The sequence below is a fragment of the Kaistia sp. MMO-174 genome (genome assembly GCF_037147815.1).
In the GTDB taxonomy this organism is placed as follows: domain Bacteria; phylum Pseudomonadota; class Alphaproteobacteria; order Rhizobiales; family Kaistiaceae; genus Kaistia; species Kaistia nematophila.
Window position 1 is genome coordinate 1,000,610 of the sequence record NZ_JBBCUO010000002.1, and the last position, 24,802, is coordinate 1,025,411.

General features: G+C 67.7%; 25 protein-coding genes. 16 read left to right on the forward strand and 9 right to left on the reverse strand.

Translation table 11 applies throughout. The features are described from left to right. The first annotated feature begins 10 nt into the window (after positions 1 to 10). From WFK98_RS10635 to WFK98_RS10690, 12 genes are all read left to right on the forward strand, one after another. Positions 11 to 988, forward strand: coding sequence for a hypothetical protein (locus WFK98_RS10635; RefSeq protein ID WP_336800186.1), 978 nt, complete (start codon positions 11 to 13; stop codon positions 986 to 988). A gap of 19 nt (positions 989 to 1,007) precedes the next feature. After that, positions 1,008 to 1,973, forward strand: a complete 966-nt coding sequence (locus WFK98_RS10640; RefSeq protein WP_266337983.1) for a helix-turn-helix domain-containing protein — start codon at positions 1,008 to 1,010, stop codon at positions 1,971 to 1,973. Positions 1,974 to 2,100: 127 nt separating this feature from the next. After that, on the forward strand, positions 2,101 to 3,477 hold the full coding sequence (locus WFK98_RS10645; RefSeq protein ID WP_336800187.1) for an aminotransferase: 1,377 nt from the start codon (positions 2,101 to 2,103) through the stop codon (positions 3,475 to 3,477). Then, positions 3,477 to 4,598, forward strand: a complete 1,122-nt coding sequence (locus tag WFK98_RS10650; RefSeq protein WP_336800188.1) for a class II histone deacetylase — start codon at positions 3,477 to 3,479, stop codon at positions 4,596 to 4,598. The genes WFK98_RS10645 and WFK98_RS10650 overlap by 1 nt, the downstream gene beginning before the upstream one ends. A 15-nt stretch (positions 4,599 to 4,613) precedes the next feature. Continuing rightward, complete coding sequence (locus WFK98_RS10655; RefSeq protein WP_336800189.1) at positions 4,614 to 6,041, forward strand: aldehyde dehydrogenase family protein; 1,428 nt, start codon at positions 4,614 to 4,616, stop codon at positions 6,039 to 6,041. Positions 6,042 to 6,052: 11 nt separating this feature from the next. Continuing rightward, a complete protein-coding gene (locus tag WFK98_RS10660) occupies positions 6,053 to 7,414 on the forward strand; it encodes an 8-oxoguanine deaminase (protein ID WP_336800190.1) in 1,362 nt (453 codons plus the stop codon). A 33-nt stretch (positions 7,415 to 7,447) separates the two neighbouring features. Then, the gene (locus WFK98_RS10665) at positions 7,448 to 8,293 is read left to right on the forward strand and encodes an ABC transporter ATP-binding protein (RefSeq protein ID WP_336800191.1); all 846 of its coding nucleotides are present in this window, start codon (positions 7,448 to 7,450) and stop codon (positions 8,291 to 8,293) included. After that, positions 8,290 to 9,843 carry an ABC transporter permease gene (locus tag WFK98_RS10670; RefSeq protein WP_336800192.1) on the forward strand — a complete coding sequence of 518 codons (1,554 nt, stop codon included), beginning with the start codon at positions 8,290 to 8,292 and terminating at the stop codon, positions 9,841 to 9,843. The genes WFK98_RS10665 and WFK98_RS10670 overlap by 4 nt, the downstream gene beginning before the upstream one ends. Beyond that, on the forward strand, positions 9,840 to 10,298 hold the full coding sequence (locus WFK98_RS10675) for a VOC family protein (protein WP_336800193.1): 459 nt from the start codon (positions 9,840 to 9,842) through the stop codon (positions 10,296 to 10,298). The genes WFK98_RS10670 and WFK98_RS10675 overlap by 4 nt, the downstream gene beginning before the upstream one ends. Positions 10,299 to 10,630: 332 nt before the next feature. Continuing rightward, the gene (locus tag WFK98_RS10680; protein WP_336800194.1) at positions 10,631 to 11,617 is read left to right on the forward strand and encodes an ABC transporter substrate-binding protein; all 987 of its coding nucleotides are present in this window, start codon (positions 10,631 to 10,633) and stop codon (positions 11,615 to 11,617) included. Between the two features lie 23 nt (positions 11,618 to 11,640). Beyond that, entirely contained in the window at positions 11,641 to 12,744 is a 1,104-nt protein-coding gene (locus WFK98_RS10685; RefSeq protein ID WP_336800195.1) for an NADH:flavin oxidoreductase/NADH oxidase, read from the forward strand. Beyond that, entirely contained in the window at positions 12,741 to 13,772 is a 1,032-nt protein-coding gene (locus tag WFK98_RS10690; protein WP_336800196.1) for an aldo/keto reductase, read from the forward strand. Before WFK98_RS10685 ends, WFK98_RS10690 begins: the two co-directional genes overlap by 4 nt. Positions 13,773 to 13,776: 4 nt before the next feature. On the opposite strand, the gene WFK98_RS10695 is transcribed toward WFK98_RS10690, so the two are convergent. The 8 genes from WFK98_RS10695 to WFK98_RS10730 all read right to left on the reverse strand — a co-directional run bounded on the left by WFK98_RS10695 (position 13,777) and on the right by WFK98_RS10730 (position 20,504). Further along, on the reverse strand, positions 13,777 to 15,405 hold the full coding sequence (locus tag WFK98_RS10695) for an ABC-F family ATP-binding cassette domain-containing protein (protein ID WP_336800197.1): 1,629 nt from the start codon (positions 15,403 to 15,405) through the stop codon (positions 13,777 to 13,779). A gap of 146 nt (positions 15,406 to 15,551) precedes the next feature. Then, complete coding sequence (locus WFK98_RS10700; protein WP_336800198.1) at positions 15,552 to 17,033, reverse strand: MFS transporter; 1,482 nt, start codon at positions 17,031 to 17,033, stop codon at positions 15,552 to 15,554. 69 nt (positions 17,034 to 17,102) lie between these two features. After that, positions 17,103 to 17,570, reverse strand: coding sequence for a redox-sensitive transcriptional activator SoxR (soxR, locus tag WFK98_RS10705; RefSeq protein WP_266337996.1), 468 nt, complete (start codon positions 17,568 to 17,570; stop codon positions 17,103 to 17,105). Between the two features lie 61 nt (positions 17,571 to 17,631). Continuing rightward, positions 17,632 to 18,048 carry a GFA family protein gene (locus tag WFK98_RS10710; RefSeq protein WP_336800199.1) on the reverse strand — a complete coding sequence of 139 codons (417 nt, stop codon included), beginning with the start codon at positions 18,046 to 18,048 and terminating at the stop codon, positions 17,632 to 17,634. A gap of 25 nt (positions 18,049 to 18,073) precedes the next feature. Further along, positions 18,074 to 18,553 (reverse strand): SRPBCC family protein, encoded by a 480-nt coding sequence (locus WFK98_RS10715; RefSeq protein ID WP_266337998.1) that lies wholly within the window; start codon positions 18,551 to 18,553, stop codon positions 18,074 to 18,076. Between the two features lies 1 nt (position 18,554). After that, entirely contained in the window at positions 18,555 to 18,869 is a 315-nt protein-coding gene (locus tag WFK98_RS10720; RefSeq protein ID WP_266337999.1) for an ArsR/SmtB family transcription factor, read from the reverse strand. 97 nt (positions 18,870 to 18,966) lie between these two features. Further along, positions 18,967 to 19,485, reverse strand: a complete 519-nt coding sequence (locus WFK98_RS10725; protein WP_336800200.1) for a hypothetical protein — start codon at positions 19,483 to 19,485, stop codon at positions 18,967 to 18,969. Between the two features lie 134 nt (positions 19,486 to 19,619). Beyond that, on the reverse strand, positions 19,620 to 20,504 hold the full coding sequence (locus WFK98_RS10730) for a LysR family transcriptional regulator (protein ID WP_336800201.1): 885 nt from the start codon (positions 20,502 to 20,504) through the stop codon (positions 19,620 to 19,622). Between the two features lie 92 nt (positions 20,505 to 20,596). Here WFK98_RS10730 and WFK98_RS10735 point away from each other — a divergent pair, with 92 nt between their 5' ends. The 4 genes from WFK98_RS10735 to poxB all read left to right on the forward strand — a co-directional run bounded on the left by WFK98_RS10735 (position 20,597) and on the right by poxB (position 24,359). Continuing rightward, positions 20,597 to 21,010 (forward strand): CidA/LrgA family protein, encoded by a 414-nt coding sequence (locus WFK98_RS10735; RefSeq protein ID WP_336800202.1) that lies wholly within the window; start codon positions 20,597 to 20,599, stop codon positions 21,008 to 21,010. Next, complete coding sequence (locus WFK98_RS10740; protein WP_336800203.1) at positions 20,982 to 21,695, forward strand: LrgB family protein; 714 nt, start codon at positions 20,982 to 20,984, stop codon at positions 21,693 to 21,695. Before WFK98_RS10735 ends, WFK98_RS10740 begins: the two co-directional genes overlap by 29 nt. Positions 21,696 to 21,761: 66 nt before the next feature. Next, positions 21,762 to 22,541 (forward strand): acetoin reductase, encoded by a 780-nt coding sequence (locus tag WFK98_RS10745; RefSeq protein ID WP_266338004.1) that lies wholly within the window; start codon positions 21,762 to 21,764, stop codon positions 22,539 to 22,541. A gap of 90 nt (positions 22,542 to 22,631) precedes the next feature. Then, positions 22,632 to 24,359, forward strand: coding sequence for a ubiquinone-dependent pyruvate dehydrogenase (gene poxB / locus WFK98_RS10750; protein ID WP_336800204.1), 1,728 nt, complete (start codon positions 22,632 to 22,634; stop codon positions 24,357 to 24,359). 25 nt (positions 24,360 to 24,384) lie between these two features. Here the strand turns inward: poxB and WFK98_RS10755 are convergent, their stop codons facing one another. Continuing rightward, entirely contained in the window at positions 24,385 to 24,798 is a 414-nt protein-coding gene (locus WFK98_RS10755; protein ID WP_336800205.1) for a hypothetical protein, read from the reverse strand. Positions 24,799 to 24,802: the final 4 nt, after the last annotated feature.

Consider the following 24,802-nt stretch of genomic DNA (forward strand, 5'->3'; position numbering starts at 1 on the left):
GCCCAAGACGATGACTTCCCTGAAACTGAAGATCGGCGTCAGCGACAGCGACCGCACCCGCCCCCTCGCCTTCGGCGAGGCGAAGATCGCGGGCGTAGACGCCGATATCGAACTGATGGGCGTGCAGGCGCTGTTCAACAAGCAGTTGGCCGAGCACACCTATGACGTCTGCGAATTCCCGCTCGCGACCTATCTGCGCACGCTGGAAAGGCCCGACCGGCCCTATCTCGGCATCCCGATCTTCCCGTCGCGCCACTTCCGCTTTTCCAGCGTGTTCGTGAACAAGGCCGCCGGCATCACCAAGCCGGCCGATCTCGCCGGCAAGCGCATCGGCCTGATGGTGTTCGACATGGCCGCCGCCGTCTGGCAGCGCGGCATCTTCGAGGAGCACTACGGCTTGCCGCGCACGGCGCCGATCTATGTCACCGGCGGGCTGGAAGCGCCGCGTTCCGGCGACGAGCACCCGCAATATTATCCCGACCAGTTCACCGTCGAGCACCGCACCGACAAGAGCCTGGCCGCGATGCTTTCGACCGGCGAGATCGACGCGCTCTACACGGCGCGCGCGCCGAGCACCTGGCCGTCGGAGACGGTCGGCCGGCTGTTCGAGAACCCGATGCCGGTCGAGCTCGACTACTACCAGCGCACCGGCATCTATCCGCCGATGCATATCCTGGCGATCAAGCGGCCGATCGCCGAGGCCAATCCCGGCGTCACCAAGGCGCTCTACGACGCCTTCGTCGCCGCCCATGCCGTGGCGCGGGCCAAGATGTACGAGGCCGCCGCGCTCTCGACCATCCTGCCCTGGCAGCTCGAAGCGCTGCTCGACGCCGAGGCGAAGCTGGGCAAGGACTACTGGCCGGCCGGCTTCGCCAGGAACAGGGCCATGCTCGAAGTGATCATCCGCTACCTGCGCGAGGACGCCCTGATCACCACCGACTTCAGGCCGGAAGACCTGTTCGACGGCGCCGACATTCTCGCAACCTGACGATGGAGCGGAAGCAGCCATGACGGCATCGGGATTCGCCTGGCAGGAGCTTCACACGGACGCGGTGGCGGCGTCCGACCGGCTCGACTATTGGTGCGAGGCCACCAACAGCCTGTTTCCGCCGACCCGGCTCAGCCGCGCCGATGCCTCGGGCTTCTATGGCCAGGTCTCGTGGCTCCGGATCGGCGAGCTGACCGTCGCCGACATCCGCTCGACCAAGCTCGACGTCATCCGCACCGAAAAGGAGATCGGCGCCAGTGACGACCGCTGGTTCGAGCTGACCATCCAGCTCGACGGCCAATGCGCCTTCAGCCATGACGGCCGCGACCTCGTGACCGCACCGCGCTCGATGGTACTTTATGACAGCCGCAAGCCCTATCGCATGGGCTTTGACGGCCCCTATCGGCAGATCTCGCTGAAGGTGCCGCGCGACGCGCTGCGCGAGCGCGTGCCGGCGGTCGACCGGCTGGTGGCGCACGAGCTTTCCGCCGATGGCCTCGCCGGCCGCTTCATCTTCGATTTCGTCGCCGGCCTCTGCCTGCAGCCGATCGAGGTGCCGGCGGCGCTGGCCGGGCGGCTGGAGAGCCACATCGTCGAGCTGATGGCGACGGCGCTCATCGGCGCCGACGCGCAGGCGCCGCTGACCGCGAGCGGGCTCGCGCTCGTCGATCGCATCAAGGCGCATATCCTGTCGCGCCTCGACGACCCCGACCTCGCCCCCCGCGACATCGCCGCCGCGCAGAACATCTCGCTGCGCCGGCTCTACGAGCTGTTCGAGGCCGAAGGCCAGCAGGTCGCCCGCTGGATCCAGTGCCAGCGGCTCGACCGCATCCGCCGCGAACTGGCCGACCCGCTGCAGCGCGGCTTGCCGATCAACACGATCGCCCTCAGCCGCGGCTTCAAGGAATTCTCGCATTTCAGCCGCGCCTTCCGCCGCCAGTACGGCGTCAGCCCGCGCGACTACCGCAACGGGCAGCTCAACTGACCGGCGCACGCAGAGCCATGTTTTTGCGCCAGACCGGACCAGGCGCGGCGATGGCGCCGCACCGGTCGGCGCGGTTCAATCAGGTCATGCCGCGGCGTGCGTTCGCCGTCCGAAATCCGAGGAAGACATGACCTATCAAGAGATGGATACGCAGGCCTGGCAGGTGCTCGACCGCGCCCATTATCTGCACCCGTTCACCGACCATGCCAGCCTGCGCCAGACGGGCTCGCGCGTCGCGGTGCGCGGCGAAGGCGTCTATGTCTGGGACACCGAGGGCGAGCGGATCATCGACGGCCTCTCCGGCCTCGGCTGCGTCAATGTCGGCTATGGCCGCCCCGAACTGGTCAAGGCGGCCGCCGACCAGATGTCCGAGCTTTCCTACTGCCAGTCCTTCTTCAAGACGACGCATCGCTCGGCGGTGAGGCTCGCCGAGAAGCTGACCTCGATGCTGCCGGACAGCCTCAACCACGTCTTCTTCCAGTCGTCCGGCTCGGAGGCCAACGAGACCGCCGTGCGCCTGCTGCGCCGCTACTGGAACCTCGTCGGCAAGCCGCAGAAGCGCGTCATCATCGCCCGCGAGCTCGCCTATCACGGCAGCACGCATATGGCCGCCAGCCTCTCCGGCATCACGCCGATGCACTTCGCCGGCGGCGACCTGCCGCTGCCGACCGTCACCCACATCAAGACGCCCTACCAGTACCGCAACGGCTTCGGCATGGATCCCGACGCGTTCGGCATCCTGGCGGCAAGCTGGCTGGAGGAGCGCATCCTCGAGATCGGCGCCGAGAATGTTGCCGCCTTCTATGCCGAGCCGGCTCAGAGCGCCGGCGGCGCCATCTGCCCGCCGATGAGCTACTGGCCCGAGATCCAGCGCATCTGCCGGAAATACGACGTGCTGCTCGTCGTCGACGAGGTCGTCATGGGCTTCGGCCGCACCGGCAAGTGGTTCGGCCGCGACTTCTACGGCATCGTTCCCGACATCATGCAGGTCGGCAAGGGCCTGACCTCGGGCTACCTGCCGCTCTCCGCCACCATCATCTCCGACCGCGTCGCCGACGTGCTGATCGAACAGGGCGGCGAGTGGGCGCATGGCTACACCTATTCCGGCCATCCCGCCTGCTGCGCCGTCGCTCTGGAAAACATCCGCATCCTCGAAGAGGAAGGCATCGTCGAGAACGCCGGCAAGGTGCTCGCCCCCTATTTCAAGGCGAAGCTCGAGACCTTCGCCGACCACCCGCTGATCGGCGATGTCCGCAGCGTCGGCCTGATGGGCGGGCTGGAGATCGTCAAGAACAAGGCGACGCGCGAAGCCTATGACTACGAGGCGCATATCGGCGACCATTGCAGCGCCGAGGCGCTGAAGCGCGGCCTCGCCTTCCGCGCCAATGGCGACACGATGAGCCTGATGCCGCCGCTGGTCATCACCACCGAGCAGCTCGACACGGTGTTCGACATCGCCCGCGAGGCGCTCGACGCCACCGCCAAGCATTTCGGTGTGATCTGATGCCGCTTCCGACGGGCCTCGTCTGGCACGAACTGCTGATGTGGCACGACACGTCGGCCTTGGCCGGGTTCCTGAAATCCGGCCGCGGCGTGATCGAGCCGGACGAGCCGTCGGAGAGCGCTGGCGGCAAGCGGCGCATCAAGAACCTGCTCGATGTCTCTGGCCTGACGGAAGAACTTCTTCTTGTCAAGCCGAGGCCCGCGACCGACGCCGAGCTCACCCGCGTGCATGCGCCGGCCTATCTCGAAACGCTCAGGACGATGAGCGCCGGCGATGGGGGCGACGCCGCGCTCGGCCATGTCGGCGGCGAAACTCCGTTCGGGCCGGGCGGCTTCGAGATCGCGGCGCTGGCCGCCGGGGGCATCCTCGCAGCCGTCGACGCGGTGGTCGAACGGCGCGTCGCCAACGCCTATGCGCTCGTGCGCCCGCCCGGGCACCATGCCGAGGCGGAGCACGGTTTCGGCTTCTGCATCTTCAACCACGGCGCACTCGCCGCCCGCCATGCGCAGCAGGCGCATGGGCTGAAGCGCGTCGCCATCCTCGACTGGGACGTCCACCACGGCAACGGCGCCGAGCACATCTTCTGGGAAGACCCTGATGTGCTGACGATCTCGATCCACCAGGACGGCTGCTATCCCGCCAACTCCGGCGCGATCGACGCAATCGGCGGCGGCGCCGGCAAAGGCCGCAACCTGAATATCCCGCTCCCGCCCGGCAGCGGCATCGGCGCCTATCTTGCCACGATGGAACGCGTCGTGCTGCCGGCGCTGCGGCGCTTCGCGCCCGACATGATCGTCGTCGCCTCCGGCCTCGATGCCGGCGCCTACGACCCGCAGGGCCGGATGATGCTTGCGGGCAGCACCTTCGCGGAGATGACGCGGACGATGATGACCGCCGCCGACGAACTCTGCGACGGGCGCCTGCTGATGACGCATGAGGGCGGCTATCACCGCCCGTCCGTGCCCTTCCTCGGCCTCGCGATCCTCGAAACGCTTTCCGGCCGCAAGGGCTCGGTCGAGGACCCGTTCGAGCCGCTCATCGCCGGCATGCCGCACCAGACCCTTCAACCCCACCAGGACGCCGTCATCCGCCTCGCGGAAACGCATGTCCCGCTGATCTGACACGAGGCGCCTCCCTTGGCCGATACGACGCATTTCTACATTGACGGCAGCTGGGTGGCGCCGGTGACGCCTGCGACCGCGGAGGTGATCAACCCGGCCACCGAACAGCCGGCCGGCAAGATCGGCCTCGGCAGCGCGGCCGATGTCGACAGGGCCGTCGCCGCCGCGCGGCGCGCCTTCCCCGCCTTCTCGGCCACCAGCCGTGAGGAGCGGCTCGCTTTGTTTACCCGCATCGTCGAGAGCTTCAAGGCGCGACGGGCCGACATGGCGAAGGCGGTCACCGCCGAGATGGGCGCCCCCGCCTGGCTCGCCTGGGAGATCCAGACCGCCTCCAGCATCATCTATTTCGAGGATGCCGCCGCCGTTCTGCGCGACTTCGAATTCGACACGCTGAAGGGCAACACGCTGCTCACGCACGAGGCGATCGGCGTCTGCGGCCTGATCACGCCCTGGAACTGGCCGCTGAACCAGATCGTCACCAAGCTCGCGCCGGCGCTCGCCGCCGGCTGCACCGTGGTGCTGAAGCCATCGGAGCTGTCGCCGCTATCGGCTCACATCCTCGCCGAGGTGCTGCATGACGCCGGCGTGCCGAAGGGCGTGTTCAACCTCGTCAACGGCACCGGCCCGGTCGTCGGCGAGGCGATCGCCGCCCATCCCGACATCGACATGGTCTCTTTCACCGGCTCGACCCGCGCCGGCGTCCAGGTCGCCAAGGCGGCCGCCGATACGGTCAAGCGCGTGCACCAGGAACTCGGCGGCAAGTCCGCCAACATCATCCTGGCCGACGCCGATCTCGACCTCGCCGTCACCGATGGCGTCAATCGCTGCTTCATCAATTCCGGCCAGTCCTGCATCGCGCCGACGCGCATGCTCGTGCCGCGCGCCCTGCTCCCCGAGATAGTCGAGCGCGCCCGCGCCATCGCCGAGACCGTCGTCGTCGGCGACCCGACGCTCGGCGAGACCGGCATGGGCCCGGTCGCCGGCATCGCCCAGTTCACCAAGGTGCAGGGCATGATCGAGACCGGCATCGCCGAGGGCGCGACGCTCGTCGCCGGCGGCCCCGGCCGGCCGGACGGCATCGAAAGCGGCTATTTCGTCCGCCCCACCATCTTCGCCGACGTCGATCCCGACATGACGATCGCCCGGCAGGAGATCTTCGGGCCGGTGCTCTCCATCCTCGCCTATGACGACGAGGAAGAAGCGATCCGGATCGCCAATGATTCCGTCTACGGCCTCGCCGGCTATGTCTATTCCCGTGACGAGGAGCACGCCCGCCGCACCGCCGCGCGCATCCGCGCCGGCCGCATCTTCATCAACAACCCGCCCTTCGACTTCAACGCGCCGTTCGGCGGCTACAAGCAGTCCGGCAATGGCCGCGAGCTCGGCGACCACGGCATGCGCGAGTTCCTCGAAGTGAAGGCCGTCCTCGGCTATGCGCGATGAAGGGACAGACCATGGCCGCTGACACGTCACCAAAGCGCGTCTGGCTGCGCGACCCGATCGCCGTCTTCGCCGACGGCTCAGAGCGCGGGCTGGTGATCGCCGGCGGCAGGATCGTCGAGCTGGTCGGCAGGGATGGGCCGACCGCGCCCTGCGACGAGATCGTCGATGCCAGCCGTCACGTCGTGCTGCCCGGCCTCGTCAACACGCATCACCATTTCTTCCAGACGCTGACCCGCGCCCATCCCGACGCGATCAACAAGGAACTGTTTCCCTGGCTGAAGGCGCTCTATCCGCGCTGGGGGGCGCATCTGAACCGCGACCGCTTCCGCCTCGGCGTCCGCCTCGCGCTCACCGAATTGCTGATGTCCGGCTGCACCACCGCCTCGGACCATCTGTTCGTCTTCGGCGCCGACATGCCGGATGCCGTCGACATCGAGGCCGAGGAAGCCGAGCGGCTCGGCATGCGCATCGCGCTGACGCGCGGCGCCATCAATTTCGGCTCGAAGAGCGGCGGCATCGCCGACGAACGGCTGATGCAGGGCTACGACACCGTCATCGCCGACTGCGAGCGTGTGCTGTCGAAATATCATGACGCCTCGGAGGGCTCGTTCCGCTGCGTAGCGGTCGCGCCCTGCGCGCCGTTCAACGTCACCAGGCAGCTGATGATCGACAGCGCGGCCCTGGCCGAGAAATATGATTGCCGGCTGCATACCCATCTCGGCGAGACGCGGGACGAGGACGAGTTCTGCCTTGCCCATTTCGGTTGCCGCCCGCTCGACTATCTCGAGGAAGTCGGCTGGCTGAACGAGCGCGTCTGGCTGGCGCATGGCATCCATTTCAACGACGACGAGATTCGCCGCCTCGGCAAGCACCGGATCGGCGTCTGTCACTGTCCGACGTCCAACATGGTGCTCGCCTCGGGCATCTGCCGGACCAAGGAACTGGAGGCGGCCGGCGCGATCGTCGGCCTCGGCGTCGACGGCTCGGCCTCCAACGACAATTCGAACCTGATGGAGAGCATCCGCCACGCGCTGATGCTAGGCCGGCTGCGCTATGGCGCCGAGGCGGTCACCCACCAGGACGCGATCCGCTGGGCGACGGAGGGCTCCGCCGCCTGCCTCGGCCGCAAGGACATCGGCCGCATCGAGGCCGGAAGGCAGGCGGACCTCGCCCTCTTCACCCTCGACGAACTGCGCTTCTCCGGCGCCGGCGACCCGATCGCCGCCCTCGTGCTCTGCGGCGCCCACCGCGCCAACCGCGTCATGGTCGGCGGAAAATGGCGTGTCCTCGACGGCGCGCCTGTCGGCGTGGATCTTGCACGGCTTCGTCACGAGCATGGCGCGGCCGCCCGCGCCTTCCTCGAAGCGGTCTGAACCAGAAACATCGAAAGGTCCGGCCCAGCCATCATGAACGCCCTTCCCGCCCGCGACTATCCAGCCCTGGAACCGGTCGACAGCCGCGAAACGCGGCCGCAGCCGCCGGTCGACCTCATCATCGACCAGGCCGGCAAGACCTTTGAGACCGCGCGCGGACCGATGGTGGCGCTGGCGCCGATCTCGCTCAAGGTGGCGAAGGGCTCGTTCGTGGCGCTGATCGGCCCGTCCGGCTGCGGCAAGTCCACCCTGCTGCGCATGGCGGCGGGTCTGGAGCAGCCGGACAATGGCGCCGTGCTGATCCGTGGCAAGCATCCGGAACAATTCCGCAGGGAGGGCGAACTCGGCATCGCCTTCCAGGACGCCGCCCTGCTGCCCTGGCGCAGCGTGTTCCAGAACATCGCCTTTCCGCTGCAGATCCTCGGCCGCTCGGTCAAGGCGCACACCGACAAGATCCACGAGCTGATCGAGCTGGTCGGCCTCAAGGGCCATGAGGATTCGCTGCCCGGCCAGCTTTCGGGCGGCATGCGCCAGCGCGTCGCGATCGCCCGCTCGCTGGTCAGCGACCCGTCCGTCCTGCTGCTCGACGAACCCTTCGGCGCGCTCGACCAGATCCTGCGCCGCACGATGAATGTCGAGCTGCAGAGGATCTGGGCGGCGCGCCAGACGACGACGATCCTCGTCACCCACGGCATCGACGAGGCGGTGTTCCTCGCCGACGAGGTGGTGGTGATGCAGGCGAAGCCCGGCCGCATCGCCGAGATCATCAAGATCCCGTTTGCCCGCCCGCGCACACCGGAGCTGTTCAGTCATCCGCATTTCCACGCGCTGTGCGACCGGCTGATGGCGAGCCTGCACGGCGAGGGCCACGCCGAATGACCGATCTCGCGACCCGGTCGAACGCCCGCATCCTGTTCGGGACGTTGCTCTTCCTGGCGGTCTGGGAGTTTCTCGGCCAGACGACCGCCTGGGGCGTCGCCATGATGCCGGCGCCGTCGCGCATCATCCTGCAGTTCTTCGCCGATCGCGAGCTCTACTGGCTCCACGGACTGGCGACGATCCAGACCTCGATCATCGGCTTCACCATCGGCACCACCGTCGCCATTCTCGCCGCCTGCCTGTTCTGCCTGCTGCCAGGGCTGGAGCTTGCCTTTCGCGGCGTCAACATCGCCCTCTTCGCCATGCCGGCGATCGTCGTCGGCCCGCTGCTGGTGCTGTTCTTCACCGGCAACTGGCCGCAGACCATCCTCGCCGCGCTGATGGTCTATTTCCCGGCCATGTCAGCGACGCTGCTCGGACTGCGCGAGACCGACCCGAGGCTCGCCGACGTCGTCACCACCTATGGCGGCAGCCGCTGGACGATGTTTCGCCATGTCCGCCTGCGCGGCTCGTTGCCGTCGCTGTTCGCGGGGCTCCGCGTCGCCGCGCCGATCGCCGTGCTGGGCGCGGTGCTCGGCGAGTTCGGCTCCGGCACGCGCTGGGGCCTCGGCTCCTTCCTGCTCTCGTCGCTGCCGCAGGGCAATCCCGCCAAGCTCTGGGGCATCGGCCTGTTCTCCAGCGCCATCGCGCTCACCGGCTACGGCATCTTCCTGCTGCCGGCCCGGCGCCTCGCCAGTACGACCTCCGCCGTCACCCTCGCCGCCCTGCGGCCATCCTTCGCCGCCACCAGCATGCGCACGCGGCTGATCCGCCTGGCGCTGATCGCCGCCGCCTTCGTGCTTCCCTTCGCGCTCTGGTCGTTCGGCCTCTGGCTCAGCAAGCTGAACCCGATCATCGCGCCGGGCCCCGTGCAGACGGTGCTGTTCCTCTTCCAGGGCCACGGCGCCGCCGCGGCGCGCGCGGCGATCGGCCATGCCTTGGCGCAGACGCTGCCGATCGCGGCACTCGGCCTGGTCGCCGGCCTCGCCGTCGCCTTCGTGCTGGCGGCGCTCTCCGTGCTCGCCCCGGCTCTGGCGCGGGCCATGCTGCCCTTCGCCATGGTGGCGCAGAACATGCCGCTGGTGGCGCTGGTACCGTTCGTCGTGCTGGTGTTCGGCCGCGGCACCATGGCGTCCGTCTTCATGGCGGTGATCGTGGTGTTCTTCCCGGCCTATGTGATGCTCAACCAGGGTTTCGCCATGGTACCGCGCGCCGCCGGCGACCTCGTCAGCGTCTATGGCGGCAGCCGGCTGAAGCGGCTCGTCTTCGTCACCGTGCCGTTCTCGACCGGGCATCTCTTCGCCGCCGCGCGGCTGGTCGCGCCGCAGGCGCTGCTCGGCGTGCTGCTCGCCGAATGGCTGCTCTCCGGCGTCGGCCTCGGCAACCTGCTCAACATCTCGCGCGGCCGGCTCGACTACGACATGATCTGGGCCGGCGCGCTCGTCAGCATCCTGATCTCCGTCGCCGCCTATGAAGCGGTCGGCCTGCTCGAACGGACGGTGCGCCGATGAACACGCCCGCCGGCATAAGCTGGCACCATGCCTCGCTGACGGTCTCGGACATCGACCCGGCGATCGCCTTCTTCGGCGCGGTGTTCGGCTTCGCGCCGATCTTCATCGAGCGCGGCATGACAGACGACATCGCCGCCATGACGGGCAAACCCGGCCTCGCCTGCGACTTCGCGCAGCTCCGCGCCGATGCCTATCCGTTGATCCTTGAACTGATCGCCTTCCGTTCCGAACAGGAGGAACGGCCCGAGCCGGACGCCCTGCCCTGGCGGCCCGGCGCCGGCCATGTCGCCTTCCATGTCGATGATTTCGAGGGCACGGTCGCGGCGGCGGTGGCCGCAGGAGCGCGCATTCTCGGCCGGGCGATCGATTTCCCCGGCGGACGCGCAATCTACTGCGAGGCGCCCGGCGGCGCCTTCTTCGAAATCGAGTTCCTTCTTCTTGCCACGGAGGCCTGAGAGCAACCCGCCGCATCGACGCGGCGCGCCTGATTGAATCTTGTGCAAATCCGGCAATGCAATTGCTTCAAATTTGGGATCGCACAAAACAAAATCATGTTGATCTGGCAAATCGCGTCGATAAAATCATCTTATACGGTTTGATTGACCGAAAATTCGGATCGAGCCGACAGCATAATATTTCCAGTTGCAGGACGAATACTGCTACGGATCGTTGTCGCCAGTCGCTCCATGAACATCCCGATCCTCTTCCCATCCATCCATTCCCGCCCGGAACAGGCGCATGCGCCCTGTCCCGCCGCCCCGCTTTGCCGAACTGAAGGACGCAGAAGATGAAATTCGTGCAGTCGCGCCGTGATTTCGCCAAGACCCTGTTCGCCGGCGCCGCCCTCGTCGGCCTCGGGCCGCTCGGACGCGCCCAGGCTGCCGAAACCACGCCGCTGAACTTCCAGTCGATCTGGATCAACGATCCCGAATTCATGGGTTACTTCATCGCGATCGACGAAGGCTACTACAAGGCCGAGGGCCTGGATGTGAATTACATCCCGGGCGGCCCGGACGTGATCCCGCCGGCCTCGCTCCTGACCGGCAAGGCCGATGTCGCGCTCACCTCACTGATGGAAACCGCCTCGGCCGTCGCCGAGAAGGGCGCGCCGTTCAAGATCATCGGCTGCCAGTTCCAGAAAAGCCCGGACAGCGTCATCAGCCTGGAAGCAAGCGGCATCAAGTCGATCAAGGACCTCGTCGGCAAGACCGTGGCCTGCCCGCCGCTCAGCCTTGGCACCTTCAACGTGCTGCTCGGCCTCAACGGCGTCGATCCGAGCACGGTGAAGATCGTTCCCTACGCCTTCGACCCGACGCCGCTCGCGACCGGACAGGTAGACGCCGTCGTCGATTTCATGACCTCGCTGCCCTACATCGTCGAGCAGACATCCGGCAAGAAGGCCAACTACATCCTCTTCTACGATTCCGGCCTGCCCTTCGGCCAGGACTTCGTCACCGTCACCGATGACACGTTGAAGAACCGCCGCAAGGATCTGGTCGGCTTCCTGCGCGCCAGCCGCAAGGGCTGGGACGAAGACTTCAAGAACGGCGCCACCTACCTGAAGAAGTACGAGGACACCTGGTTCAAGGGCAACGGCTATACGCCGGGCGCCTCCGAGTTCCACAGCAAGGCGCAGAACCCGCTGATGCAGCATCCGAACGGCGTGTTCGCGCTCGACGACGCCGCGATCGAACACAACATCGCCACGCTGGAAAAGGTCGGCATCAAGGTCACCAAGGACATGTTCGACAACAGCCTGCTGGCCGAGATCTGAGCATCGACCGGCGGAAATCCCGAATGGCTGGACTTTTCACGCCCCTGAAGCTCAGGGGCGTCACCTTCAAGAACCGGGTCGTCCTCTCGCCCATGTGCCAGTACGCGGCGGAGGACGGCCGGGTCGGCGACTGGCATCTGGACCACCATGCCCGCTTCGCGCTGGGCGGCGTCGGCGGCGCCATGGTCGAATCGACCGGCATTCTGCCGGAGGGTCGCATCACGCCGGATTGCCTCGGCATCTGGGACGATGCGCAGATCGACGGTCTGTCGAAGATCGCCGCCATCTATCATCGCCAGAACGCCGTCGTCGGCATCCAGCTCGGCCACGCCGGGCGCAAGGCCAGCTCGACGCCGCCCTGGTCCGGCGGCTGGGCGCTGCCGGCCGAGGATCCGCGCGGCTGGACCACCGTCGCGCCCTCGGCGATCGCCTATCACGAGGACTGGCCGGTCCCGCACGCGCTCGAAATCGACGAGATCGCCGGCATCGTCGCCGCCTTCGCCGCCGCGGCGCGCCGGGCGGTGGCGGCCGGCTTCGACTTCGTCGAGATCCACGGCGCGCATGGCTACCTGATCCATAGCTTCGTCTCGCCGATTTCCAACCAGCGGACCGACGCCTATGGCGGCTCGCCGGAAAACCGCATGCGCCTCGCGGTCGAGGTGGCCGAAGCGGTCCGCGTCGCGATCCCGGCCGACATGCCGCTGTTCTACCGCGCCTCCTGCATCGACCGCGTTCCCGGCGAGGGCCTGACGCTCGACGACGCCGTAGAACTCGCGAAGGCGCTGAAGCCGGCCGGCGTCGACGTGATCGACTGCTCCGCCGGCGGCATCCTGGTTCGCACCAATCCCGGCCACATCAAGGAAGGCCCCGGCTTCCAGATCGGCTTCGCAGAGCGGATCCGCGCCGTGGCCGACATCGCGACCATGGCGGTCGGCGCCATCACCGATCCGGAACAGGCGGAGGGGATCGTCGCCTCCGGCAAGGCGGACCTCGTGGCGCTCGGGCGCGAGTTGATGGCGGATTCCGCCTTCGTCTGGCGCGCCGCCCATGCGCTCGGCCTCGACAGACCCGATTTCGTGCTGCCGGAGCGCTATGCCTTCTACCTGCAGTTCCGGAGAAAGGCATGAGCGGCCCGCCTGCCCGCGTCCCGCTCGGCCGCACCGGCCTCGAGGTCTCGCGCATCGGGTTCGGCTCGGCGCCACTCGGCGATTTCTTCGAGAGACTCGACGAGCGGACCGCCATCGGCACGGTCGAGGCGGCGATCGCCGCCGGCATCACGCTGATCGATACCTCGCCGCACTACGGCAACGGCCTGGCCGAGCATCGCATCGGCACGGCCCTGCGCTCCGTGCCGCGCGACAGCGTCGTGCTCTCGACCAAGATCGGCCGGGTGATGGACGCCGCCCGCCATGGCAGCGAGCCCCTCGCCAGGCCGGCGCGCGGCTTTGTCGGCAGCCTGCCGCACCGCGCCCGCTTCGACTATTCCTATGACGGCGCGATGCGCTCGTTCGAGCAGTCGCTGCTGCGGCTCGGCACGGACCGCATCGACATCCTGCTGATCCACGATATCGACGGCTGGACGCATGGCGAAGATGGCGTCGAGGCGCGCTATTGCGAGGCCATGAAGGGCGCCTATCGCGCGCTGAGCGATCTCCGGCGCCAGGGCATGGTCAAGGCGATCGGCGTCGGGCTCGACGACCACGAATGGTGCGAGCGCTTCCTGCGCGACGGCGATTTCGACACCATCCTGCTCGCCGGCCGCTATTCGCTGCTGGAGCAGCCGGCTCTGGCGACGCTAATGCCGCTGGCGCTCAAGAAGGGCGTCGGCGTCATGCTGGGCGGCATCTTCAACTCCGGCATCCTCGCCACCGGCGCCATCGAGGGCGCGCGCTACAACTACGAGGCCGCGCCGCCGGAGATCCTGAAGCGCGTCGCGCGGATCGATCTCGTCTGCCGGTCGCACGGAGTGCCGCTGGCGCGCGCCGCCGTCCAGTTCTGCCTCGGGCATCCGGCGGTCTCGTCGCTGCTGCTCGGCGCGGTCAATCCCGCCGAGATCGCCCGCAACCTCGCGGCGCTGGACGAACCGGCGCCGAGAGCGCTCTGGGCCGACCTGAAGTCGGAAGGCCTGCTCGATCCGGCCGCGCCGACGCCGTAATGCCCTACCCGGCCGGATGCAGGCCGGGCGCTTCGCTGCCGGTGCTCGCGACATATTCGGTATAGCCGCCGCCATACTGGCGGACGCCGTCCGGCGTCAGTTCCAGCACGCGATTGGAAAGCGCCGCCAGGAAATGGCGGTCGTGCGAGACGAAGATCATCGTGCCCTCGAAATCCTGAAGCGCCTGGATCAGCATCTCCTTGGTCGCCATGTCGAGATGGTTGGTCGGTTCGTCGAGAACCAGGAAGTTCGGCGGGTCGAACAGCATCTTGGCCATGACGAGACGCGCCTTCTCGCCGCCCGACAGCACCCGGCAGCGCTTGTCGATGTCGTCGCCGGAGAAGCCGAAGCAGCCGGCGAGCGCCCGGAGCGAACCCTGTCCCGCCTGTGGGAACGAGCCCTCGAGCGACTCGAACACCGTCTCGTCGCCGTCGAGCAGTTCCATCGAGTGCTGGGCGAAATAGCCCATCTTCACGCTGCCACCGAGCGTCACGCTGCCCTGGTCCGGGTCGGCCGTGCCCGCCACCATCTTCAGCAGCGTGGATTTTCCGGCGCCGTTGACACCGAGGATGCACCAGCGCTCCCTGCGCTGAACCTGGAAATTCAGCGCCTCGTAGATCGACTGGCTGCCGAAGCCCTTGTGGACATTCTTCAGGCTGACGACGTCGTCGCCGGAGCGCGGCGCCTGGCGGAACTCGAACTGCACCGACTGACGGCGGCGCGGCGGCTCGACCCGGTCGATCTTCTCGAGCTTCTTCACCCGGCTCTGCACCTGCGAGGCATGCGAGGCGCGCGCCTTGAAGCGCTCGATGAACTTGATCTCCTTGGCGAGCATCGCCTGCTGGCGCTCGAACTGCGCCTGGCGCTGCTTCTCGCCGAGCGCGCGCTGCTGCTCGTAGAAATCATAGTTGCCGGAATAGGTGGTGAGCGAGCCGCCGTCGATCTCGACGACCTTGCCGACGATGCGGTTCATGAACTCGCGGTCGTGCGACGTCATCAGCAGCACGCCGTCATAGCCCTTCAGGAAATCCTCCAGCCAGATCAGGCTTTCGAGATCGAGATGGTTGCTCGGCTCGTCGAGCAGCATGCCGTCGGGGCGCATCAGCAGGATGCGGGCGAGCGCCACGCGCATCTTCCAGCCGCCCGACAGCGAGCCGACGTCGCCGTCCATCCGCTCCTCGCTGAAGCTCAAGCCGGCAAGCACTTCCCGCGCGCGCCCTTCGAGCGCGTAGCCGTCCAGTTCCTCGAAGCGGCCCTGGACGTCGCCGTAGCGGGCAACGATATCGTCCATCTCGTCCATCCGGTCGGGATCGGCCATGGCCGCCTCGAGCTCGGCCATCTCCGCCGCCAGCTCGCTGACCGGGCCGGCGCCGTCCATCACGGCCGACACGGCGCTACGGCCCGACATCTCGCCGACGTCCTGGCTGAAATAGCCGATGGTCACGCCCGGATCGATCGACACCTGGCCGTCGTCCGGCAGCTCCTCGCCGGTGATCATCCGGAAGAGCGTCGTCTTGCCGGCGCCGTTCGGCCCGACCAGTCCCACCTTCTCTCCCTTCTGCAGCCCCATCGAGGCGTCGATGAACAGGATCTGGTGGCCGTTCTGCTTGCTGATGTTGTCGAGACGAATCATGGGTCCGCAGCGTCTGGAAGGATCGTTGGCGGCCTTATAGCCAGTCGGCGCGGACGACCCAACCATTGCAGTGCAGCAAGGCCGGAAACGACAGGGGCCGGCGCCGCTTTCGCAGCGCCGGCCCTTCCCGATCGGGCAGCCGGAGGTCAGGCGGTCCGGCGCACCCGCCGGGTCGTCAGGCTGACGGCCCGCACCGCCACGACGACGCAGAGCGCCGGCGCCAGCGCGAAGACGCCGCCGAGCCAGCGCGCCGCGTTCGACGCGCCCTCCACGCCGCCGGGCTCGGCGATGCCGGCGAAGTTCGCGACCATGCCGGCGCCGGCGGTGCCGAGCGCGATGGAGAAGAGCTGCACCGTCGTCACGCCGCCGGCAGCCAGGCCCTGCTCGCTTTCGCCGACGCTGCCATAGACGCGCGTCACCAGGTTCGGCCAGGCCAGCCCGATGCCGAAGCCGACCAGCACGAGGCCGAGGCAGATCGGCAGCAGATAGGCGATCTCGCCGGCGCTGTGGACGGGCATGAACAGCGCGAACAGGGCGAGGCCGGTCACCACCAGCGCCGGACCGCCGACCACCAACCAGTCGCCATGGCTCTCCTGCCAGCGCGAGCTCAGGAGCGACGCCGTCGTCCAGCCGAGCGCCATCAGCGCCGCCAGATAGCCCGCCCAGATCGGCGACTGCCCATGCAGCTGCCGCAGCAGGTAGGGCACGAAGACCTCCGGCTGCATGCCGATCATCAGCAACGCGATGGTGAGGTAGAGGGCGCCGAGCGGCGTGGCGATGCTGAAGGCGCCGCGCGGCAGCAGGCGAGCGCCGCCCATGCCCTCGGCCGCGGCGATCAGCACCGTCATCCCGATGCCGGCGACGAGGCCGGCGAGGTTCCAGAACAGCGACGAAGAGAGGCTGCCCGCCGAGACGGCCAGCACCGCGCCAGTGAGGAAGACGAGCTGCAGCAGCGGCACGGGCGTGCCGGCATCCCGGTCGCGGCTCGCCCTGGGCAGGGTCGCATAGGCGACGAGAGCGAAGACGGCGGTGACGGGGATCAGCGACCAGAAGGCGGCGCGCCACGCGCCATATTGAGCGAACACGCCGCCCACGGCCGGGCCGATCAGCGTGGCGATGCCGAACATCGCCGAGATCAGGCCGATGGCGCGGCCCCAGAGCCGCTCCGGCAGCACCAGCCGCGTCAGGCCATAGGCGAGCGCATAGAGGAAACCGCCGCCCAGCCCCTGCACGCCGCGCCCGACCAGCATCACCGGCATGCTGGGTGCCAGCGAGCAGAGCAGCGTGCCGCCGCCGAACAGCAGCGAGGCCACGACATAGGCGCCGCGCGGGCCCGCGCCCTTCAGCAGCTTGGCGGTCAGCGCCGCGCCGAGGATGGAGGCCACGACGAACAGCGTCGTCGCCCACGCATAGAAATCGAGGCCACCGATATCGACGACCACCGACGGCATCACCGTGGTGGCGATGTAGATGTTGACGGCGTGCAGCGTCACGCCGCCGGCGAGAGCCAGCGCGTAGACGGCATTCTTGCCGGAGAGCAGCTCGCCCCAGCCGGCGGGCGCGCTTGGCTGGGCGATCACCATCAGTTCGCCAGCCTTCGGCGCTGGCACATCCAGATCAAAATTCATGTCGGCACTCCATTGGCGACGATTCGTCGCCGACCGACACGGCTTATAGAACCTCAACCAAAGTTGAGGTCAAGAGAGCAGCTCTTCATCCGGAAGAAGGCGGCGCGGGCCGGCGCCGCGCTTGCCGAGCTCGTCGTCCGGATTGCGCAGCGGGCAATCCTCCAGCGACAGGCATCCACAGCCGATGCAGCTGGTGAGCTGGTCGCGCAGCTGGATCAGCCCGGTGATCCGCTCCTCCAGCATGTCCTTCCACGTCTCGGTGAAATGCCGCCAGTCGCGCGCATTCGGCGTGTGGTCGTGCGGCAGGTCGCGCAGCGCCTCGTTGACGGTAGCAAGCGGAATGCCGGCGCGCTGGGCGATGCGGATGATGGCGATCCGGCGCAGCACCGAGCGGTGATATCGCCGCTGGTTTCCCTGCGTCCGCTCGCCGGCGATCAGCCCCTTGGACTCGTAGAAATGCACCGTCGATACCGCGATGCCGCTGCGCCGGGCCACTTCGCCGACCGCCAGCATCACCCTGGTTTCGCCATCGCGCATCGCAAACCTCATCGTTGGATGAGGTTTATAGCGCAAGCCTCTGCCGAAGCGAAGGAAGCGCTCAGCCCGGCGGCATCCTGTCGAAGCGCCGCAGTCCCGGATCCATCCGGTCCCAGGACTGGGCACGGATGCCATAGGTGACGAAGCCCGGATTGAACCGGCCGGGGTCGTCCAGGCTCGCGGCATGAACGGCGATCAGCTCCGGCATGGCGGCGAAGGTCAGGTAGACGGGCGCGCCGCAGACGGGACAGAAGGCATGGATCTTCTCGTTGCCGCTTTCACCGGCGACGCGCCAGCTCGTCGCTTCGCCGGTGATGCGCATCGCGGAGCGCTGCGCGAAAGTCAGGTAGGAGGAATGGCCGGTGCCGCTTCGCCGCTGACAGTCGCGGCACTGGCAGTGGAGCTGGACGATCGGCTCGCTCGTTGTCTCATAGCGGATCGCGCCGCAGGCGCACCCGCCCCGATAAGGATCCTTCATGCGACGCGCTCCTCGCCTCAAGGGTTCAGGCGGCCCGGCCGGCGTCCTCGCTCGGCTTGGCGTAGACATTGAGCCCCTCGCCCCTTTCGAGCAAGGACTTCAGGCTCGACAGCACGATCGGCCAGCCCCGGGTAATGCCCGCTTCCATGCGGCTGCCCGCCTGCAGGTCGTCATGCATCACGGTCAGCCGCACCATGCCGTCATACGGCACGACTTCGAAGGTGACGCGACTGTGCTGGGCGGGATCCTCGGACGCCGAGGGATCGAACCAGCTGATCACCAGCCGCCGCGGCGGCTCGCTCTCGATCACCTTGCCGGCGATATCGACCTCGCGCGCCGCGCTATTGCGGACATGCTCCCACCGGGAACCCGGCCGCCAGTCGGAGACGTTCTCATGTGCCCAGTAGCGGCGGGCGACATCCGGCCGCGTGATGGCCTCGAAGACCTTCTCGGGTGTCGAGGCGATGTAAGTCACATAGACAAAGCTCTTCGTGTCACCGGTCATCTTACTCTCCTTCCAGTTCCTTCTTGAGGTCATGAAGCAGGCTCAGGCGATGATGCTCGAACTTCCGGACCCACCGCTCGTAGACTTCCTGGAGCGGAACGGGGTTGATGAAATGCAGCTTCTCGCGGCCGCGCCGGATCGTTGCGACCAGATTGGCCGCCTCCAGGATCTCCAGGTGCTGCGTGGCGGACTGCCGGGCCATATCGAGATTCTCGCAGAGCTGGCCGAGCGTCTGCCCGTTCCTCTCGCAGAGAAGGTCCAGCAGCTTCCTGCGGGTCGGATCCCCCAGCGCTCTGAAGACCTTGTCTGCGTCCATCGTTCTCACCCGATTGCCGGATCATAATATGCAGGCATTTACCTGCATGTCAACGCAAGCCTGATCCATCGACGAGGATGGCGTCCTGCCGCCTCGCTCAACCCGCGCCGATCTTGCCGAGCCAGACGCCGATGGCGAAGACGATGGCACCGCCGATCACCACCTGGACGATGGTGTTGAGTAGCCTGCCGCCCATGAAGTGGTAGCGGATGAAAGCAATCGCGATCAGCTCGAAGGCGACGACCGCATAGGCGGCGTTGAGCGCGACCTGCAGGTTGGGGATCACGAAAGGGATGGTGTGCAGCATGCCGCCGATCCCGGTCGAGACGCCGGTGATCGTGCCGCGCCGCACCGGCCCCCCGCGCCCCGTCACGCTGCCATCGTCGGAAAGGGCTTCCGAGAGTCCCATGCTGATGGCCGCGCCCAGCGAGGCGGCCAGCCCGACGAAAAACGCGCTGAGCGGCCTTCCCGTCAGCCCCGCCGTCGCGAAGATCGGCGCCAGCGTCGAGACGGACCCGTCCATCAGACCGAGCAGGGCCGGCTGGATTTCCTGCAGCACGACGTCTCGCCGCGCCTTGGCCGGATCGTTCAGGGTCGATTGGATCGGCTCGTCCATGTGGAGATCTCCCGTCGTGGCGGGCGCCCCCGGCGATCGGAAGGGATCGTCTCGCATCGGCGCGCCGGCGACAGGAAAGCTACGCTGCACTGCGACATGGCGAAAGCGGGTCGATGGCAGCCCTGTTCGCCGCCTCAGTCGCCGTTATGGATCTCGCGCACGAGATCGAGCCAGGCCTGCGCGGCGGCAGACAGGAAGGCGCCGCGGCGCCAGGTCATCGCCATGTGCCATTCCGTGCCCGGCTCGTCGAGAAGGAGGTGGCGGACGGCGGACTGGCGCCTCTGCGCCGCGATCATGCGCGGCAGAAAGGCCGCGCCGAGCCCCGCGCCAACCAGCTCGATCATGAAATCGATCTGGCTGCTCTGCGCCACGATATTGGGCTCGAATCCGGCGCGCTGGCAGGCATCGAGCACGACCCGGTGCAAGGCGAAGCCGCTTTCGAAGAGGATGAACGGCGTCTCCCGGAGATCGGCAAGCGTTACGGAACGCCGGCCGACCAGGGGATGGCTCGCCGGCACCAGCGCCACCAGCGGCTCGCGCCGGACCACCTGCCAGTCGAACTCCTCTGAGGTCGGGATCAGCGCGCCCGCGAAGTCGATCTCTCCGGCTCGCAGGCTTTCCGCCAGCTGCGCGCTGCCATGCTCGACCAGGCGCACGTCGATGCCGGGATAGCGCTGGCGATAGAGGGCGAAGAGGGGCGCGAACAGCGTGCTGCTGCCGACCGGCGGCAGGCCGAGCCGCAGCGCGCCCCGCTTCAGGCCGCGGATTTCGTCCAGCTCCGCCAGCAGGTCGTCGCGATCGGCGAGCAGGCGGACGCCGCGCCGGTAGACGACCTCGCCGGCAACGGTGAGGACGCTCCGATGGCCGATGCGGTCGAGCAGCGGCACGCCGATCTCTTCCTCGAGCTGCTTCACCGCCTTGCTGACCGTGGACTGGGTCGCGAACACGGTCTTGGCGGCCTGGGAGAAGCCTCCCTGGCGCACAACCTCGACGAAGGCGCGGAGCGTACGGAATTCCATCGCCATTCCGTATCTGAATATACGCTAGTCGATCAATTCATTTTCATCATGCTGCAGCGCCACATATCTTGGAGAACGAAGGAGCTTCCCCCATGAGTCCGCATCAGAAGGCCGCCCGGTTCGTCCGCCACAGCGCATGGCTGCAGGCCGGGCTCGTGATCGCCTTCTGGCTGGCGGGCGAAGCCCTGGTCCGGCTGCTGGCCCTCCCCGTTCCCGGCGCCATCCTGGGTCTGGCCTTGCTGCTCGTCCTGCTTGCGACGGGAAGTCTCAGCCCGCGCAGCATGCGGCGCGGCGCCGATTGGCTGCTAGCCGACATGCTCCTCTTCTTCGTCCCGGCTGTGCTGGCCGTGCTCGACCATCGCGAATTTCTCGGCCTCGTCGGGCTCAAGGTCCTGTTCGTCATCCTGATCAGCACGGCGGCCGTGATGCTGGCGACCGCCTTCGCCGTTGATCGCTGCTATCGGTGGAGGCTCGGCCATGCCCGCGCTGAACCAGATCCTCGCTGAACCCCTCTTCCACGCGCTCTTGTGGTCGGCCGTCACGATCGGCTTCTACGCGCTCGCCAAGCGGATCTACAGACGCTGGCCGCGCTGGTGGCTGATGCCGCTGGCCGTCGCGCCTGTCCTCATCGCCATCGCCGTGCTCTCGCTTCACGCGAGCTACAGCGACTATATCCGCGGCACGAGGTGGCTCGTCGTGCTGCTCGGCCCGGTGACGGTTGCCTTCGCCGTGCCGATCTACGAGCAGCGCGCGATGATCCGCCGGCAGTGGCCCGTCCTGCTCGTCGGCATGCTCGCCGGCAGCCTGACCGCCATGGTTTCGAGCTGGGCGCTGGCGACGCTGGTCGGCCTCGACGGAGCGCTGCGTCTCAGCCTGCTGCCGCGCTCGATCAGCACGCCCTTCGCCATGGAAGTCTCCAGCGACATCGGCGGCATCCCCGATTTGACGGCCGTCTTCGTCGTCGTCACCGGCCTTGCCGGCGCCGTCATCGGCGACATGATCCTGGCGCGGATCCCGTTTGCCTCGGCCTTGGCGCGCGGCTCACTCTTCGGGGTGGGAGCCCATGGCGCGGGAACCGCCCGCGCCCACCAGATCGGCGAGACCGAGGGCGCGGTCGCCGGACTCGTCATGGTGCTGGTTGGTCTCCTCAACCTGCTGGCGGCGCCCCTCGTCGCCTACCTGCTGAGATAGGGCCGCCCCCGCGACCCATTCCTCCCGTCCGCAAGTCGAATGCGGCAACATGAAAGGACCAAGGATATGTCAGTTAAAGGAAAGGTCATCCTCGTGACCGGTGCGAGCCAGGGCATCGGCCGTGGCATCGCCTTGCGGCTGGCGAAGGACGGGGCCAACCTCGCTTTGGTCGATCTCAAGGCCGAGAAGCTCGAGGCCGTCCGCAAGGAGGTCGAAGCGCTCGGCGTCAAGGCGACGACCGCGATCGCGGATGTCAGCAAGCGCGACGAGGTGTTCGCTGCCGTCGACCACGCCGAAAAGACGCTCGGCGGCTTCGACGTGATCGTCAACAATGCCGGCATCGCCCAGGTCAAGCCGCTCTCGGAGGTGGAACCAGCCGATCTCGAGCGCATCTTCCGCATCAATGTCGACGGCGTGCTCTGGGGCATCCAGGCGGCCGCCAGGACGTTTCAGGCGCGCAAGCAGAAGGGCAAGATCATCAACGCCTCTTCGATCGCCGGCCATGACGGCTTCGCCATGCTGGGCGTCTACTCCGCCACCAAATTCGCGGTGCGCGCTCTGACCCAGGCGGCGGCCAAGGAATATGCGAGCCAGGGCATTACCGTGAACGCCTACTGCCCGGGCATCGTCGGCACCGACATGTGGGTGGAGATCGACGAGCGCTTCTCCGAGATCACCGGCACGCCGAAAGGCGAGACCTACAAGAAATATGTCGAGGGCATCGCGCTCGGCCGCGCCCAGACGCCGGCCGACGTCGCCGCCCTGGTCGCCTTCCTCGCCAGCGACGATTCCGACTACATCACCGGCCAGGCGATCCTGACGGACGGCGGCATCGTCTATCGCTGACGCCCATCGCGGCGGCGCCGTCGGCCGGTTGCTTTCGACGGCGCCACCGTGTTCGCTGCGGGAGGGACGAAGGAAAGAAGGGATAGCGACATGCCGACGAAGACGATCGCAGACTTCCTCGCCGAGACCCTCGCCGAGATCGGCGTCGAGCGCATCTGGGGCGTGACCGGCGACAGCCTGAACGGCCTCAACGACAGCCTCCGCCGTCTCGGCGGCATCCGCTGGATGCATACGCGCCATGAGGAGACCGCCGCCTTCGCCGCCGGCGGCGAGGCCGCCGTCACCGGGAAGCTCGCCGTCTGCGCCGGCAGCTGCGGCCCCGGCAATCTCCATCTCATCAACGGGCTCTACGACTGCCATCGCAACCACGTGCCCGTGCTCGCCATCGCGGCGCACATCCCCTCCTCGGAGATTGGCCTCGGCTATTTCCAGGAGACGCATCCGCAGGAGCTCTTCCGCGAGTGCAGCCACTATGTCGAGCTCGTCTCCAGCGCCGAGCAGTTTCCCCGCGTGCTCGAGACCGCGATCCGCACGGCGATCGGCAAACGCGGCGTCTCCGTCCTCGTGATTCCAGGCGATGTCGCGCTGAAGCCGATGCCGGCCGGCGCGCGGATCGACCTCAGCGCGGTGAAGCCGCCCGTCATCCGCCCGGCCGAGGAGGATATCGACCGGCTGGTCGCGCTGCTCGATTCCTCCGCCGCCGTGACGCTTCTCTGCGGCAGCGGCTGCGCCGGCGCCCATGACGAGGTCGTGGCGCTCGCCGATGCGCTCGGCGCGCCGGTCGTCCATGCGCTGCGCGGCAAGGAACATGTCGAGTGGGACAATCCGTTCGATGTCGGCATGACCGGCCTGATCGGCTTCTCGTCCGGCTACCACGCGATGCTCAACTGCGACACGCTGGTCATGCTCGGCACCGACTTTCCCTACCGCAACTTCTATCCCGACAAGGCGAAGGTCGTGCAGGTCGACACGCGCGCCGAGGCGATCGGCCGCCGCGCGCCGGTCGATCTCGGCCTCATCGGCGATGTCCGCGCCACGATTTCCGCGATCCTGCCGCGCCTTGCAAGGCGCACCGACCGCACCTTCCTCGAACGCGCCAGGACCCATTATGCCGAGGCCCGCGCCGGGCTCGACGACCTGGCGCGGCCGAAGGCCGGCGACCCGCGCATTCACGCGCAGCATCTGAACCGCCTGCTCAGCGAGTTCGCCGATGACGACGCGATCTTCACGGCCGATGTCGGCACGCCGACGGTATGGGCAGCGCGCTATCTGGCGATGAACGGCAAACGCCGCCTCGTCGGCTCGTTCAACCACGGCTCGATGGCCAACGCGATGCCGCAGGCGCTCGGCGCGCAGGCCGCGTTCCCGGGCCGGCAGGTGATCTCGCTTTCCGGGGATGGCGGCTTCTCGATGCTGATGGGAGACGTGCTGTCGCTGAAGCAGCTCAAGCTGCCGGTGAAGCTGGTCGTGCTCAACAACGGGTCGCTCGGCTTCGTCGCCATGGAGATGAAGGCGGCGGGCTATCTCGACACCGGCACCGATCTCGACAATCCGAACTTCGCCGCCATGGCCGAGGCGATCGGCATTCGCGGCATCCGCGTCGAGGACCCGGCGGCGCTCGAAGACAGCGTCAAGGCGGCGCTCGCCCATGACGGGCCGGTGCTGCTCGACGTCGTCGCCGCCAAGCAGGAACTGGCGATGCCGCCCAAGATCCAGCTCGAACAGGCCAAGGGCTTCAGCCTGTTCCTGCTGAAGGCGATCATCAACGGCAGGGGCGACGAGGTGATCGAGCTGGCCCGGACCAATCTGCGCCGCTAGCCGGCCAGACTTCCGCGAGGCCCCCCTAGTCCGCCGGCTTCCTGCCGGACGACGTGCCGTCCGGCTTCATGCCGTAGCGGCGATAGAGTTCCTGCTCGTCGCGCGCCAGCTGGGCGTCCATGCGCGCGTCGGCGCTGCGCGCCATGGCGTTTCGCGCCGCGTGCGCCACCGGCGCCTTGACGAAGCTGGAAATGCCGGTCGGGTCGGCGGACGCCGCGAGGCTGGTCGCGCCCTGGGCGGCGCCGAACGCCGTGGCTTCGGCGTTCAGCTGCTTCTCCAGGGCTCTCGTCTCGTTCGAGAAGTTCGGGCCCTGGAAATTGGACGGCGCGCTCTGGCACGCGGCCGTCGCGAGACAGGCCAGCAACGCCAGCGCGACACCGGGCGACTGGCCGTTTCGATATCGGTTCATCGATGCCTCGACGGGGGAGGATGCGGTCATGTCG

What these genes read in the sequence shown, in the direction of transcription:
- WFK98_RS10715 (WP_266337998.1), bottom strand. Translation starts at nt 18,553, where the DNA reads ATGACCGGTGACACGAAGAGCTTTGTCTATGTGACTTACATCGCCTCG.
- WFK98_RS10665 (WP_336800191.1), top strand. Translation starts at nt 7,448, where the DNA reads ATGAACGCCCTTCCCGCCCGCGACTATCCAGCCCTGGAACCGGTCGAC.
- WFK98_RS10725 (WP_336800200.1), bottom strand. Translation starts at nt 19,485, where the DNA reads ATGGACGAGCCGATCCAATCGACCCTGAACGATCCGGCCAAGGCGCGG.
- WFK98_RS10710 (WP_336800199.1), bottom strand. Translation starts at nt 18,048, where the DNA reads ATGAAGGATCCTTATCGGGGCGGGTGCGCCTGCGGCGCGATCCGCTAT.
- WFK98_RS10660 (WP_336800190.1), top strand. Translation starts at nt 6,053, where the DNA reads ATGGCCGCTGACACGTCACCAAAGCGCGTCTGGCTGCGCGACCCGATC.
- poxB (WP_336800204.1), top strand. Translation starts at nt 22,632, where the DNA reads ATGCCGACGAAGACGATCGCAGACTTCCTCGCCGAGACCCTCGCCGAG.
- WFK98_RS10720 (WP_266337999.1), bottom strand. Translation starts at nt 18,869, where the DNA reads ATGGACGCAGACAAGGTCTTCAGAGCGCTGGGGGATCCGACCCGCAGG.
- WFK98_RS10700 (WP_336800198.1), bottom strand. Translation starts at nt 17,033, where the DNA reads ATGAATTTTGATCTGGATGTGCCAGCGCCGAAGGCTGGCGAACTGATG.
- WFK98_RS10695 (WP_336800197.1), bottom strand. Translation starts at nt 15,405, where the DNA reads ATGATTCGTCTCGACAACATCAGCAAGCAGAACGGCCACCAGATCCTG.
- WFK98_RS10730 (WP_336800201.1), bottom strand. Translation starts at nt 20,504, where the DNA reads ATGGAATTCCGTACGCTCCGCGCCTTCGTCGAGGTTGTGCGCCAGGGA.
- WFK98_RS10755 (WP_336800205.1), bottom strand. Translation starts at nt 24,798, where the DNA reads ATGACCGCATCCTCCCCCGTCGAGGCATCGATGAACCGATATCGAAAC.
- WFK98_RS10685 (WP_336800195.1), top strand. Translation starts at nt 11,641, where the DNA reads ATGGCTGGACTTTTCACGCCCCTGAAGCTCAGGGGCGTCACCTTCAAG.
- WFK98_RS10675 (WP_336800193.1), top strand. Translation starts at nt 9,840, where the DNA reads ATGAACACGCCCGCCGGCATAAGCTGGCACCATGCCTCGCTGACGGTC.
- WFK98_RS10635 (WP_336800186.1), top strand. Translation starts at nt 11, where the DNA reads ATGACTTCCCTGAAACTGAAGATCGGCGTCAGCGACAGCGACCGCACC.
- WFK98_RS10680 (WP_336800194.1), top strand. Translation starts at nt 10,631, where the DNA reads ATGAAATTCGTGCAGTCGCGCCGTGATTTCGCCAAGACCCTGTTCGCC.
- soxR (WP_266337996.1), bottom strand. Translation starts at nt 17,570, where the DNA reads ATGCGCGATGGCGAAACCAGGGTGATGCTGGCGGTCGGCGAAGTGGCC.
- WFK98_RS10645 (WP_336800187.1), top strand. Translation starts at nt 2,101, where the DNA reads ATGACCTATCAAGAGATGGATACGCAGGCCTGGCAGGTGCTCGACCGC.
- WFK98_RS10735 (WP_336800202.1), top strand. Translation starts at nt 20,597, where the DNA reads ATGAGTCCGCATCAGAAGGCCGCCCGGTTCGTCCGCCACAGCGCATGG.
- WFK98_RS10690 (WP_336800196.1), top strand. Translation starts at nt 12,741, where the DNA reads ATGAGCGGCCCGCCTGCCCGCGTCCCGCTCGGCCGCACCGGCCTCGAG.
- WFK98_RS10640 (WP_266337983.1), top strand. Translation starts at nt 1,008, where the DNA reads ATGACGGCATCGGGATTCGCCTGGCAGGAGCTTCACACGGACGCGGTG.
- WFK98_RS10740 (WP_336800203.1), top strand. Translation starts at nt 20,982, where the DNA reads ATGCCCGCGCTGAACCAGATCCTCGCTGAACCCCTCTTCCACGCGCTC.
- WFK98_RS10745 (WP_266338004.1), top strand. Translation starts at nt 21,762, where the DNA reads ATGTCAGTTAAAGGAAAGGTCATCCTCGTGACCGGTGCGAGCCAGGGC.
- WFK98_RS10670 (WP_336800192.1), top strand. Translation starts at nt 8,290, where the DNA reads ATGACCGATCTCGCGACCCGGTCGAACGCCCGCATCCTGTTCGGGACG.
- WFK98_RS10650 (WP_336800188.1), top strand. Translation starts at nt 3,477, where the DNA reads ATGCCGCTTCCGACGGGCCTCGTCTGGCACGAACTGCTGATGTGGCAC.